Annotated in this window: 10 protein-coding genes; all 10 read right to left on the bottom strand. The window is 42.2% G+C overall.

Translation table 11 applies throughout. From position 1 onward, the window contains the following. Positions 1-48: 48 nt before the first annotated feature. Positions 49-1,446: a polysaccharide deacetylase family protein gene (locus K4I03_RS00350; RefSeq protein ID WP_227963323.1), complete on the bottom strand. Its 1,398-nt coding sequence runs from the start codon at positions 1,444-1,446 to the stop codon at positions 49-51. Positions 1,447-1,507: 61 nt separating this feature from the next. After that, positions 1,508-1,894 carry a lactoylglutathione lyase gene (gene gloA / locus K4I03_RS00345; RefSeq protein WP_002895748.1) on the bottom strand — a complete coding sequence of 129 codons (387 nt, stop codon included), beginning with the start codon at positions 1,892-1,894 and terminating at the stop codon, positions 1,508-1,510. Between the two features lie 158 nt (positions 1,895-2,052). Beyond that, entirely contained in the window at positions 2,053-3,444 is a 1,392-nt protein-coding gene (locus K4I03_RS00340; protein ID WP_227963322.1) for a sensor histidine kinase, read from the bottom strand. After that, on the bottom strand, positions 3,434-4,108 hold the full coding sequence (locus K4I03_RS00335; protein WP_002897753.1) for a response regulator transcription factor: 675 nt from the start codon (positions 4,106-4,108) through the stop codon (positions 3,434-3,436). Before K4I03_RS00335 ends, K4I03_RS00340 begins: the two co-directional genes overlap by 11 nt. Positions 4,109-4,212: 104 nt before the next feature. After that, a complete protein-coding gene (locus K4I03_RS00330) occupies positions 4,213-4,635 on the bottom strand; it encodes a hypothetical protein (protein WP_227963321.1) in 423 nt (140 codons plus the stop codon). A 180-nt stretch (positions 4,636-4,815) separates the two neighbouring features. Further along, positions 4,816-5,631, bottom strand: coding sequence for an SDR family NAD(P)-dependent oxidoreductase (locus tag K4I03_RS00325; protein ID WP_227963320.1), 816 nt, complete (start codon positions 5,629-5,631; stop codon positions 4,816-4,818). 3 nt (positions 5,632-5,634) lie between these two features. After that, complete coding sequence (locus tag K4I03_RS00320; protein ID WP_227963319.1) at positions 5,635-5,961, bottom strand: DMT family transporter; 327 nt, start codon at positions 5,959-5,961, stop codon at positions 5,635-5,637. 55 nt (positions 5,962-6,016) lie between these two features. Next, the gene (locus K4I03_RS00315) at positions 6,017-6,301 is read right to left on the bottom strand and encodes a helix-turn-helix domain-containing protein (RefSeq protein WP_002917391.1); all 285 of its coding nucleotides are present in this window, start codon (positions 6,299-6,301) and stop codon (positions 6,017-6,019) included. Between the two features lie 267 nt (positions 6,302-6,568). Then, a complete protein-coding gene (locus K4I03_RS00310; RefSeq protein WP_227963318.1) occupies positions 6,569-10,771 on the bottom strand; it encodes an LPXTG cell wall anchor domain-containing protein in 4,203 nt (1,400 codons plus the stop codon). 152 nt (positions 10,772-10,923) lie between these two features. Next, positions 10,924-13,464: a M1 family metallopeptidase gene (locus tag K4I03_RS00305; RefSeq protein WP_227963317.1), complete on the bottom strand. Its 2,541-nt coding sequence runs from the start codon at positions 13,462-13,464 to the stop codon at positions 10,924-10,926. Positions 13,465-13,530: the final 66 nt, after the last annotated feature.

Here is a 13,530-nt window from a genome sequence, read left to right as displayed (position 1 = left end):
TACTCATTGCCAACAACGATTTCAAAAAATCTAACCCCAAGGGCTGGATTAGTCTCTGCCGTAATAAATACGATGGGGCTCCAGCTGACCTTCCAGCAGCTCATCGACCGTTACCAAAGTATATCCGTTACTCTTCAGATACTCGAGGACACTTGGCAGAGCGTCAATACTGGTCTGGTGAATATCATGCATGAGGATAATCGAGCCTGGCTGGGTTTTGGCAATCTCTTGCATGATAGCTTTAGTATTGCGTGTCTTCCAGTCTAGGCTGTCCACATTCCACATGATAAAGGACTGGTCAACCGAATTTTGAATTGTAGCATTAATAGCTCCATAAGGAGGCCGCGTAATCGTTGGCTTGATGCCTATGACATTGTTAATAGCGATCTGGGTATCAAGGATTTCTTTTTGGGCTGTCTCCAGAGGAAGTTTAGTTAAGACTGGATGGTCCCATGTATGAATCCCAATCTGATGACCTTCATTGTGCACGCGCTTGACGATCGCTTCATTACCAGCAATGTTTTGACCAACCATAAAGAAGGTCGCCTTGGCACCATATTTCTTGAGGATCTCCAGAGCCTGCGGTGTTGTCTTAGGATCAGGACCGTCATCAAAGGTCAGAGCAACCATTTTCACATGCTTCTTAGCCTCAAAACTCTGATAAGCTGCCAAGTCATCGCCGGTCAGATAGTCCGCATTGATCTGGTTATAAAAGCTAGATAAAGGAACGTCAATGCTGGTTAAGCCTTGCACTTCCTTGCTCAATTTGATAGAAAAATGGCTGTACTCATAACGGAAGGACCACTGACCCAACTCCGTTCCATTAAGGTTATTGAGAATTTCCGTCTGCACTGCCTCATCGGCCTGTCTAAAGGTCAGCTGGCTGGAGATTTCATTGATGAAGATTTCCTTAGCTGCATCAGGATCCTGAAAGAGCTTATCCAGAGTGAAAGGGCTGCCATCTGCACCGAGATAGCTGTCAGCAACTTCCCGTTCTTCTCCTTTACTGATTTTCATCTCCTTGACATGATAGTCCTTGCGATGCACCAGTATTTCTTTGACGTCCTTCAGGCTCGTTTCTTTTTCCTCAGCATAGTAGAAGGTCAATTCCTCAATCTTATCGCCCTTCTTCTGATTATCCTTAATCGTCTGGCTATCAGCGTCCATCTGCTCCTTAACGCTTGCCATAACCTGACCATCTAGCAGAGGATAAAAGGCCTCTACATAGTGGCTGCCAATCATCTTGTTCTGCTTTTCAGTATTTTCAGCGTGGAAGGTCTCTTCTTGGGCAATCAGCACACTAACTTTCTCTTGCAGTTCCTTTTCTTGGAAAATAGCGTAAATCTTTACAGCACCCAGAAATAAAGCAGCAATAAAAGCTAAACCTAGCAAGCTGAGAACAATGAGTGTTTTCTTTCCTTGTTTCTTGTTATTTTGTCTTTTCATACACCTGTCCTAAATGAATAAAAATCATCATTTATCTTGCAAAATTAACTGTAGCTAGATGTTAGAGACTCTTCTCACGAATGACTTCCACCTTGTAGCCATCAGGATCTTTTACAAAATAATAATTGGGCGGGTTGCCAGGAAGACCCTTTGGATCTGTCACTTCATAGCCTTTGGCCTTGTGCTCAGCGTGCAGACCTTCCAAGTCTGGCGTGCTAAGTGCCACATGAGCAAAGCCGTCCCCAATCACATAAGGACCATGGTCATAGTTATAGGTCAGTTCAAGCTCATAATCATCGCCTTCCAAACCTAGATAAACGATAGTAAACTGATAATCTGGAAAATCCTTGCGGCGCAGCTCTTTAAAGCCAAAAGCCTCTGCATAAAAAGCGATAGACGCTTCCAAATTCTCCACACGCAAACAAGTATGTAACATTTTTGATGCCATAATTTCACCTCATTCTTTCTTGTTTATTATTATACCCTATTTTGGGCAAAACTTATATTAAATTTTTAAAAAAGTAAATAAAAGCAGATAAAAAGCAAGCCTCAAGGCCTGCTAAGAATTGTTTTTCAAAAAATTTGTCAATGAAAATCACTCTTCCGCTATTTAACAGAACGCTTTTTCGTTTCTTTCAATAGCAGTTTAACTTCAAAGACCGTACCTCTTGGTTTGTTGTCCTTGACATAAATAGAGCCTTTGAAAGCATCGACAATCTGCTTGGCTAGAGAAAGTCCCAGACCAAAGCCACCTTTCTGACGGGTCCGAGCCTTGTCCACCCGATAAAAGCGATCAAAAATCTTCTTCTTATCTTCATCGCTGATACCAGGGCCATTGTCCGCCACTCGGAAAATAAGGTAACGATCTGTCGAAGTAGCCATGACACTGATTACGCCATCATCATCTGTATACTTGATAGCATTGTCAAATAGAATAGTCATCAGCTGCTTGAGGAAAATTTGATCGGTCACAATAGGGTGCTTAATCATATTTTCTGAATGAAAGGCTTTTTTATTCTCCCTTGCGATAATACAGTAATTAGCAAAGGTCGTATCAAAAAATTCTGGTTCGACTTCACCATATTGAGGTTTGATGCCATCATCGCGACGGGCCAGATTGAGCAGATTGGTCGTCAGCAAGCGCATATTTCGTACTTCATCCAAGCTAGAAGCGATATTTTCACTGCTCTGCATAATTGTAGCTTCAGGCTTACGAAAGAGCGTCTCTAAGCGGCTCTGCAATACTGCCAGAGGAGTCCGTAGTTCGTGACTGGCATTTTCCACAAAAGCCTTCTGCTTCTGGATACTTTCCAGCAGAGGCTTGACACTCATCCGAGCCAGATAAATACTGGCAATCAGAGAAATTCCCCAGAAACTGACCATGACCATGGCAATCAACTGCTCATGCTTGCTGCTGGTCTGCTCCAGCTGGCTGATACTAGTCATGACCACAGCGTACTTGATATCAGGATACTCATTTTTAGGATCAATATCAAAGAGATAAGCCCGATAGCTTTCTGTCTGACCAAAGCTATTACCAATCACAATTTCCTTGATTTGATTTAGATAGGACTTGTTAAACTCTAATGAATTAAAGTCCAGAAAACCATCGCTCTTGCTGGTGGAAATATTTTTATAATCATCATCCAAAAGCAGGGCAAAAGTATTAGAGCTGACATTTGGCGTAGTTAGATTGTTAGGCTTAGGCTCTTCATCTGAATCACCATCTGGCTCTTTACTGCTTTTAGGACTTTTAGAATTGACCTTATTACTCGGATCAGACTGCTGACCTGTCGTCCAATAGGCCAAATCAGCTACTGAACTAGGATCATTACTCAGGTTTTTCAGATTTTCATCAACTGACGTATAAAGGCTGGAGCGCATAACCTGAATAATAATCAAGGTCATGGCTGAGAAGATTAATGTAAACAACCCAAAATAGCGAATGAAATAAGAGAAATCATCCGCATAAAAGGTCTTCTTGATTTTATTCAGCATCTTTTAAAATGTAGCCGACACTACGAAGAGTATGTAGGTTTTTCGCAAATGCCGTTCCTTTCAGTTTTTTACGAATCTTTGAAACGTACACTTCGACAACGGAAACAGTGGTATCACTGTCAAAGCCCCACAGACGGTCAAAAATTTGAGTCTTAGGCAAGATTACATTTTGATTTTGCAGGAAATAAACCAAGAGGTCGAACTCTTTACCAAGCAACTCTACGTCTTTACCTGCCTTCGTGGTTGAATTTGTAGATAGGTTGACAGTTACATCACCATAAGAAAGAGTATTCTCGTTGAATTTACCAGCGCGTTTCAAGAGCGCTTGGATCCGCATTTTCAGTTCTTCCAAATAGAAAGGTTTTGTCAGATAGTCGTCAGCTCCGAGCTCAAAGCCATGTCCTTTGTCATCCAAGCTTTCCTTAGCTGTCATGATGAGAACAGGGGTTGTGACTCCTTTTGCTCGGAGATCTTTCAGCACTTGAAAACCATCCTTTTCAGGCAGCATGAGATCCAGTAAGATAAGGTCATAAACACCGCTTTCTGCTTCATATAGACCTTCTTCACCATCAAAAACCTGCATTACATCTGCAAAATCATCTAAAAAATCAAAAACTGAGTTTGACAGTCCAAGATCATCTTCTACCAATAGAATTTTAATCATTTTTCTTTCCTCCAATAAAACTTTCCAAGATTATGTCTTTTGGTTTTTGTTTTATTTGCTATTCTTATTATATCATGACTTGGGTCAAAATCAGTAAGTTTTTTCTACGACTGCGACGTTTTATTTTCTTTTGTCGACTTATTATTGTTCTTGTCCGATTGTTCATTTGTGTTCGTTGAAGACTTTCTCTTGTTTTTCTTCCCGTTGTCATTTTGCTGAGCAGGAGAATTCTTGCTCTTGTCATTGTCAGACTGCTGGCCGTCTTGAGACGGCATGCCTTGGTCTTGACCGTTCTGTCCTGGTCCACCATCCTGCGGCGGCATGCCATTTCCTGCATTCTGTCCCTGCTCCAGTGCTCCAGGCATAGTAGCTGGCTGTTGAATAGCTGATTGCTGATGTTTTGTACCGTGAATAGCTGTCGCAAGACCATAGCCACCCATAAGTCCGACTGCTAGAGCACCACCCGTCGCAACTGTCAGCCACCATTTGGTGCTTTTTTCTACAACAATCATTTTTTCCATATCCATTTAATATGTTCCTTCTTTCTTTTGTAAATTTTTCTATCTGTTTCTATCAAACAAGAAGCTAATGAAGCTTGCAAGTCATCCCATACACATCCTTTCACTTGAATAGCATTATCATATAGATTTTTACTTAAACAGGACTGAATTTTTTCTTAAAAAAGGCTGAAAGATAGGGAAAATGGTTTATGAAAAGTGCTTTTTCAATATACGGCTATATTTATCTAATAAAAGAAAATCAGCTAATCTTGAAGACAGAAGGTTGAGTTTAGCAAACAAAGATGCCCCTCGTCCCATTAGGATGACTCTTTGATGAGACTTAATACCTTTTAGCAAAGCTAGGCAAACTTCGTCTGTAGTTGAAATCTTAATCCCCATTTCTTTCCAAACAGGATGGTAAGGCTTTTCTGAGGGTGTGTCCGCAGCATTGGGACAAAAATAGGTTAAATACACCTTTTTCTGCTCCTGCTTTAATTCGCGATTCATTGATTCAATAAAAGAAAAAATCCCTGCGCGACTAGCCACATCTACGCTATAGTAAGGGAAAGCGAGCCGCCCATCTGCAAAACCGCCAGAATGCACAATTGTAGCACCTTTTTCATTTGCTAATAAGGGCAGAAAAATCTTGCTAATCAGAATGGCGCCAGATAAATTGATTAATAGTGTCTGCTCTATGTCCTCAAGGTAATGCGCTGACAAAGACTTTCTTACATCAAAACCAGTTGCATTGATAACAATATCTATACATTCCGACCACTCTTGTATCTCTGATACTACATTTTTTAGAGACTCTTCACTTGTAATATCCACTGAGCTTATTGGAATAAAAGACGAAAATTCTTTCACAAACATCGTTAACTTCTCTATATCTCTTCCTAAGAGATATAACCTAGCACCTGCTTGATGAAAAGCTCGTGTATAGACTCTTCCCAAACTACCACTTGCACCAATAATTACAACCTTTTTATTTTTAAAATAATTATCAAACATATCATTCTCCATTCTCTAGTGAGTCTTTTGTGATAAATTCAATAAAACAAGTCCGACAATAACTAGACTTATCCCTAAAAGACTTACAGCTGTTACTTTTTCGTGCCAAAGCAGAATAGATAATATCGTTGTCCCTACTAGACCTATTCCAGACCAAATAGCGTAAGCTAGATTTAACTGAATGCCTTTTAAAGATAGAGATAAAAAGAAAAAGCACAAGCCATAAAACATCAAAGCAAGGCAAGCAAAAAATAACTTCGAAAAACCTTGAGATAGTTTTAAAAGACTTGTGGCGGCAATTTCAAATAGAATTGCGAGAGATAAATAAAAATAGTAAAACATTGTTTTCCTCCTAATATTCTAAATAACTAAAAAGTTAGCAGGAAAATCAATAGAACTATCCGAGAGATGAAACAAAGCAAGTCCAAAGTGTACAGGCATTTGTCAAAATCATTGATTTTATGCTCGAATCTTTGGAGATAGATAAAGCTTTTCTACCACATAGCTCATCTAATGAAATCTGGTAAAAATCAGCTAGACGAATAAGACTTGCACTATCTAGAATCGTCTTATCATTTTCCCAGTTCGAGATGGTCTGCCGAGTCGTCCCTAGTGATTCTGCAATCTGAGCTTGACTATATCCTTTTTGCTCCCGTATAAACTTCAATTGTTTTCCTAACATTATCTTTTCCTCCTCATCATACTTATTTTTTAGTTGTTTGGCTAGATGAAATTCTTTAACATTAGTGATTATTGTAGGTAAAAATTCTTTGACATGGCTATTATAACACGATTTACGTTCATCTTAAAATACTTGCCTATCTAAAACACTTGATACATCTATCAAACATTTGCCCCAAAAATCCGCAGCAAAAAAGACTGGGACGAAATTGTCTCAGTCTTGATTTATCATGTTCAAAAGCTCTGGATGCAGGAGCTGCTTATCGTTTTATGACTCTTTCTTAGAAAGACGGAAGCTGGATGAAGCTAGCAAGGTCGCAAAGCCAAGATAGGTGAGAAGAGAGCTCGCATTGCTACCAGTTTTAGGCAGTTGACCTTGACTGGTTTGGTAGCTGACAGATAGCTGCAAGTTACTTGCTTGCTTATTTGCAGAACTTTGATGCTGCCAAATCTGGTTTGACAGAGGCTCAAATTTCTGTGCTGTTTGAATAGTAATTTCTGCAGGAGGTGTTGAAACACTAACCTGATTGGACTCTATCCGGTATTGATTATTAATCAGCAAGCTGAAATGATTGGTATAAGTTCTGCCTGGATACAAGAGTCGACCGACTGCTGCTGGAGCTAGCGTCTCGGTCGCAGTATTCAAGTCAGCATTGTAGCCTTCAAGCAGACCTAGTGCAGCAACAAAAGTCAAGACTCTGGTGCTCGGGTCATAAGAAACTTCATAACCAGGACTTTTCGCTCTAGTCGCTTCTAGATCCAATTCAAAACCTTCTGGCAGACGATCTTCCAATACGAAAGAGTGAATTGGCAAGCGATAAGCAGGCAAAGCATCCGTTACCAGATTAAGGACAGCAAAACTTCCATGGCTAACCTCTTGTTGATGAATATTCTTCTTGGACTCATTCTCCACCTCTTCTCTGACTTTTAACTGGATAAAGAGCTGGTTAAAGTGATAAGTTTGAGTCGGCGCTTGCGGACGGCTTGGCAAAGCTTGATAGCTAGGTTTAGCCGGTTTTTGAGGAAGATCTTGATAGGTCGGCTTTTCAGGCTTCTCAGGCAAAGGCAGGTCACTTTCTCTGACAGGTACCTGAGGCTCAGGCTGAAGAACTGGTTCTTGAGGGAGCTGAGGTTTCTGCATATAACTTGGTTCCAGTGGAAGGTCTTGTAAAGCAATTTCATCTTCATAAGCAGGCGGTTTCGGTCCTTCTCCCGTGCTTGCTTCAGGAGCTTTTTGAGGTTTTTCTGGTTCCTTAAAATAAGATGGTCGTTGAGGTGCCTGTGGCAGTGGATCTTCGGCCGGTGCTTGCGGAACGCTCAGCAAGGGCTGCTCCTTCTCATAGGTCGGCTCTTCAACTGCAGTCGGCTCTGTCAATAGAGAAGGGGAGCTAGGTTCTTCTGGCACTTCCTGATAAACTGGCTTTTGAGGTTGAAGCGGCTCAGGCAGATAAGTTGGCTCTTGCGGCAGACTTTCCGAATCTCTTTCCGGTAGAACTGCTGGCTCCTCAGGCCGATTTGGAAGAGGAAGAGGCTGAGTTTCTGTCGGCTGTTTAGGAAGTTCTTGATAGGTCGGCTGAACTGGCTCTTCTGGCAAAGGTTGATAGACTGGCTGACTCGGAAGAGGCTGCAAGGCCTTGACTTCCTCATAAGCCGGTTCCTGAGGTTGAGCAACTTCTGTCGGAGCAACAGGCTTCATTGGAACACCTTTGGCTTTAATATCAGAGTTAAATACAAACCAAGCAGAACCCCGATTTCGTGAACCAATATCAAAGGAAATGACATCTCCCCGTGCCTTACCTACGATAGCGCCATACCAGTTATAGGGACTGTTCGGCGAGTCCCACTTGTTATATTCAAAGCGAGAGCCTTCCCGCTCAAAGTTAATAGAAATATCAGCGTGAACACTAGTATCTGGGTGAACATTAATGGCAGAGCCTGTAATAGGAATATATTCACCATTAAAATTCTTAATGTACTCAATTGCAACTTTGTTCGTATTTAAAGATGAGAAGCTGACAAGCGAGCCTGTCATATCAAGCCTTTCTCCAGCCTCATCGAAAAACTCCGCTTGGACATTGACCCGAGAATGGCCATAAAAATCTAAGGTCCAGACAGTCAAGGTCGGATCCTTAACTAAGAAAACTGGAAGCTTATCCTGACTCTTTGTTGATTCTTTCAGAGTATAAGTGTAGACAACTTTAGCGATTTTCTTGCCTTGAATACTGGAATTTTTTATATTGGTATAAGTAGCTACCAGAGGAACATCTTTTTGTAAAATGACTTTAGTCTGATGCTCTTTCCCTTTTAAAACACTGGTCAAAGCAGTTATTCCTTGTTGATCCATTCCCCAAGAACGAACCTCATCACTCAGCTCATTATTGGTATAGGTTCTAATAGAGGGATCAAGCGTCAAGACAGCCTGGGGCTCAGATTTGAAAACAAAAGGCTGGCTTTCAACCTTACTGAGATAGCCTTCTTCATTTTTCTTAGCTTCAGCTTCCTGCAACTCTCTCTCAAAAGTTACAAGAGCTGCATCATACTTAGTTTTGACTGTATCATAGGCAGCTTTTGCCTTCTTATATTCTTCTAAGAGCTTATCATAGTCAGCTTTCAAGCGGGCATTTTTTCCTTTAATGCTTGCATTTTCCTGCTCAATCACTGCGTTCTGTGCTGAAATAGAAGCAAGGTTTGCCTCATAGTCTTCTTTTAGTCTTTGATTTTCTGCTTCAATCCTTGCAAGATTTGCTTGGTAGGTCGCTAAGGCTGCCTGATCAGCAGCTAATTTATTCTTGTTTTCTGTCTCAATCCGAGCAGTCGCCTCCTGATAGGTAAGTAAGGCTTTCTCATATGCTTCTCGACTTTTCTGATTGCTCTCGGTGATTCGAGCCACATCCTGCTCATATTGAGCTAATTGATTTTTATAAAGCTCTTGTTTTTCCTGATTTTGCTGACGAATCTGGGCGTTTTCAGCTTGAATGGCAACATTACGGGCTGTTATTTCTGCTTTTTCTGTCTCATAGGCTGTTTGCCGCTTCTTATTTTCAGATTGAACACGTTCAAGTTCAGATTGATAGGCAGTCAAAGCTGCTTGATGATCTCTCGCTTTGGCATCATTGGCCGCCTTGATTTGAGAGCGATTCTTTTGATAAGCAGCTAATTTGCTCTCATAGTCTTTCTCTGCCGCTTGATTTTTTTGACGAATCTCAGCCAATCGCTCTTGATAAGCAGCTAAATCAGCCTGATACTGCTCCTTTAAGGCTATATTTTTCTTCTGAACAGCTAGATTTTGGGCCTCAATCTCTTTGTTCTGCTCTTGGATTTTAGCCAAGGCTATCTCATAAGATTGTTTAGCTGCTTGATTGGCTCTTTGAATGCGTTCTACTTCCTGTTGGTAAGTCGCCAATTCTGACTGATACTGCTGCTCTAGCTCAGCATTTTCTTTCTGAATCCTAGCCAATTCTTTCTCATAATCAGCCATGGCTGCTTGATAAACAGCTTCTTTTTCTGCCTTAACCTGAGCCAGTCGGGAAACTTCAGCTTCATACTGCTTGACTGCTTCCTGATAGGCCTTTTCAGCTGCCTGATTTCGTTCTGCAATGGCTGCATTTTCAGCTTGGGCAGCTTTATTTTGAGCTGAGACCTGAGCAAGCCTTTCTTCATAGCGACGCTTTGCTTCAGCATTCTTCTCCCGAGTAACTTTCAGCTCTGTAGCATAGCTCTCCATAGCAGTTTGGTAGGCAGCTTTCGCTTGAGCATTTTCCTGTAAAATCCGTGAACGCTCCTCTTGATAAGCTGCTAAAGCTGCTTGATAGGAGGCTTCTTTCTCTTGATTGATTTTTACTATACGGCTCAATTCTGCCTGATAAGCCGTCCGTTTCTGCTCATAGTCTGCCTCTAGCTGAGTATTTTCAGCCTGAATGCGACTGGACTCTTGTTCATAGGAAGCCAGAGCCTTGTCATATTGGTCTTTCAGGGCTTGATTGGCAGACTCTTTCTGACTGAGCTCTTTCTCATAGGTCTTCAACTGCTCTTGATAAGCTGCTGTGTTTTCACGTATTTCCTTGATTTGAGTCGCATAATCCGCTAGCGCTGTCTCCCGTTTACTCGCAGCTTCTTCTGGATTTCTAGCTGTTCCTAAATCAACAGTCGGCTCCTGCTTTATCTGAATTCCTGCTTTCTCGGCCTCAGCCAAAGCCTGATCCATTTCCGAATGGGAAACCTCCAAAGGGAGCTTGTCTTGCCCTACTGGCTCTGACTGAGCAGGGGCAGCAGTTGGCTGGGGTGCTTCGGTTGGCGAAAGAGCTGCTTCAGAAAGGGCAGACTGGTCTGCTGCTGAAGATACCTTCTCCTCTGCTTGAACTGATCCGGCCGCTACCATCAAAGCCGCACCCAAAACAGCTCCGCACAAGCCCTTAGAAAGGGGGCTCTTGCGGAAGCCATAGACTATTTTCTTTTCCATTATAAACTCCATTTCTCCTTTAAACAGTTGCCTGTTTATTTTACATACTTTTCTATTTTATCAAAGCAAAGGCATATAAGCAATGTTTAAATACTCAAAATGATAAAGAAAAAGTCTGAGATAAGATAATATCTCAGACTTTCTTGTCAATTCAATTATAACTATCAGATAGCAGCTCGAATTGCTTTTTCCACTGCTTCTTTCTCGCGCTTCACCAGTTCAACACGCGCAGCGATTTCCTTGATTCCCATGCTGATGTTTCGGCTAATCGCCATATCGTCCAACTGTGGTTCAAAGAAGGCTTTGTATTCTGCTAATCTCTTTTCTGTCTTGAAGACCATTGCCGGGCTAATGACAAAGCTATCAAAGCTCATGTCGCCACCTAATGCAGCCTTGATCCAGTCCCAATTCTCACGCGCCCAAGTCCATACTGCTTCTTGAGTAAAATCCCGGCTGAGGAAACGACCATACCAAGCTGACAAATCCTGCGGTTTTACAGTAAATTTATCCTTCCAAGTCCCTAAAAGTTCATCCAAGGTTTCCTTGTTCTTCGTATAGGAAAGGGCTGTAGAAAGGGCATTTTTGAAGCTTCCGTCATTTGAAGCGACATATAGGTCCAGATAAAGCTTAGTCAGTTCCTTGCTTTCATGATGCTTGATTTGGTTGACCAATACCTGCAAACGAATAGCGGCAGGGAGTTTTTCCAAATTATCACGATAGCGGTCAAAAATCTGACTAGCTTGAGCTTTAGCCGTTTCATCGTCAGCCTTAATCATATTGCCCACAATCAGCTGACGAACCATCTCATCCTCATCACTTTCGCCTTCCTGTTTTTCAAAACCAAGACGGTCGAAATTGCTTTGACTGAGAACTTTCAGCAAGGCTTTGTAATCTTCTTCTGTCTGACTGCCCTCATCCACAAAGCGGTTCAATCCTTCCAGTACTTGGGAAACAGCTGAAACTACCATATAAGAAGTTTCGTTCGCCAGCTTGCTGATAACTGGCAGCAGGTCCGCATAAGAAATCTTACCTGACTCTGCCAGAAGTCGGCGCTCCTGCACGATTTGCAGTTTACTGATATTGTCCAAAGAGCTGAGATTATTCAGAAGAGCATCCAGCAACTCACCCTGATAATCTGTAATATAGTGAGCAGTGTTTTCTGTATTGAGACGCAGGGCTCCTTCATTTTGCGCTGCTAAGGCTACATAATTAGGAATTTCCAGTCTTTCTGTCGTCAGAGTATCAGGAAGTCCTTGCCAGTTACTGTTAAGAGGCACTGGCCATAGACGACCTTTGTCTTCGTGCTCTCCAATGAAGAACTGCTTCTGGGTCAAAATCAAGCAGTCATTTTCGACCTTAGCAGTGACAACTGGATACCCCGGCTGCTCCAGCCAAGCATCCATAAAGGCTGCTACATCACGGCCAGAAGCTTGAGAAAGAGCGTCCCAAAGATCACGACCGATAGTATTGCCATATTGGTGCTTCTCAAAGTAGGCGCCTAGCCCCTTACGAAAAGCATCATCTCCCAGCCAACGACGCAGCATGTGCATGAGACGGCTACCCTTAGCATAAACAATCGCTCCATCAAAAAGAGTATTGATTTCATCTGGGTGCTTGACCTCTACATGGACCGACTGGACGCCATCTGTCGCGTCACGCTTGAGGGCATAGGGAGCTCCGCTGGTCTGGAAATCTTCAAAAATCTTCCAGCTAGGCTCAATTGCATCAACTGAAACATACTCCATCATATTGGCAAAGCTTTCATTGAGCCAAAGGTCGTCCCACCACTTCATGGTCACTAGATTTCCGAACCATTGGTGAGCTAGTTCGTGTGCAACAACCAAGGCAACTGTCTGACGGCTTAGAGCTGTTGAATTTTCATCCACCAACAAATAGATTTCCCGATAGGTCACCAAGCCCCAATTTTCCATAGCCCCAGCAGAAAAGTCTGGCAGAGCCACATGAAGGGATTGAGTAATAGGATACTTGACTCCATAATATTCTTCGTAAAATTCAATACAGCGAACCGCAATGTCCAAAGCAAACTCTAGATTGCTCTCTGGGTGGGCCTTGGTCGCATAAACTCCTACCAAGGTTCCATTCTTGGTTTTAGCAGTAATTCCTTGCATATCCCCTGCAGCAAAAGCCAAGAGATAGGAAGACATACGTGGAGTCGTTTCAAACTTCCAAACGCCAGTCGCTTTGCGGTTTTCAACATCAATTTCCGGCATATTAGACAGAGCCAACTCACCCTCTGCTTGGTCAAATTTCAAATCCAAATCAAAAGTTGCCTTAGCTTCTGGCTCATCTACACTCGGAAAGGCTTCGCGGGCAAAATGGCTCTCAAACTGCGTAGAAATAATCTCTTTTTTCACACCATCTACCGTGTAGTAAGATGGGTAAATCCCTGTCATATTGTCCGTAATCTTACCAGTATAAGTTATTGTCACCACTACATGCCCAGCTGCTTCCAGCTCAATATAAAGAGCTTCATTGTCCTTATCAAGAGTGAAAGGACGAGCTTGGCCAGCCACCTCTACAGCTTCAACTGTCAAATCTTTTTGATGCAGGGAAATCTTACTTGTCTTAGCTTCCCCAGTAATGGTCACCTTGCCTGAAAAAGTCTTGTCGGCACGATTCAAATCCAAAAAGAGATCATAGTGCTCAGGAACAAAAGTTTCAATAAAATGTTTAACTGCTTGCATCAGCTTCTCCTCATCTAGCGAACAACGTAGCAAGATTACTCTGCCATTCTTGTCCACTTATAATCT

The organism is Streptococcus sanguinis (genome assembly GCF_020729725.1).
GTDB classification, from domain to species: Bacteria; Bacillota; Bacilli; order Lactobacillales; family Streptococcaceae; genus Streptococcus; species Streptococcus sanguinis_V.
Note: the sequence above shows the minus strand (reverse complement) of the source record. Positions and strands in the feature narration are given on the sequence as shown.

Bases quoted from the DNA above. Each gene is read 5' to 3' on its own strand.
- K4I03_RS00350 (WP_227963323.1), bottom strand. From the start codon at position 1,446: ATGAAAAGACAAAATAACAAGAAACAAGGAAAGAAAACACTCATTGTT.
- gloA (WP_002895748.1), bottom strand. From the start codon at position 1,894: ATGGCATCAAAAATGTTACATACTTGTTTGCGTGTGGAGAATTTGGAA.
- K4I03_RS00340 (WP_227963322.1), bottom strand. From the start codon at position 3,444: ATGCTGAATAAAATCAAGAAGACCTTTTATGCGGATGATTTCTCTTAT.
- K4I03_RS00335 (WP_002897753.1), bottom strand. From the start codon at position 4,108: ATGATTAAAATTCTATTGGTAGAAGATGATCTTGGACTGTCAAACTCA.
- K4I03_RS00330 (WP_227963321.1), bottom strand. From the start codon at position 4,635: ATGGATATGGAAAAAATGATTGTTGTAGAAAAAAGCACCAAATGGTGG.
- K4I03_RS00325 (WP_227963320.1), bottom strand. From the start codon at position 5,631: ATGGAGAATGATATGTTTGATAATTATTTTAAAAATAAAAAGGTTGTA.
- K4I03_RS00320 (WP_227963319.1), bottom strand. From the start codon at position 5,961: ATGTTTTACTATTTTTATTTATCTCTCGCAATTCTATTTGAAATTGCC.
- K4I03_RS00315 (WP_002917391.1), bottom strand. From the start codon at position 6,301: ATGTTAGGAAAACAATTGAAGTTTATACGGGAGCAAAAAGGATATAGT.
- K4I03_RS00310 (WP_227963318.1), bottom strand. From the start codon at position 10,771: ATGGAGTTTATAATGGAAAAGAAAATAGTCTATGGCTTCCGCAAGAGC.
- K4I03_RS00305 (WP_227963317.1), bottom strand. From the start codon at position 13,464: ATGCAAGCAGTTAAACATTTTATTGAAACTTTTGTTCCTGAGCACTAT.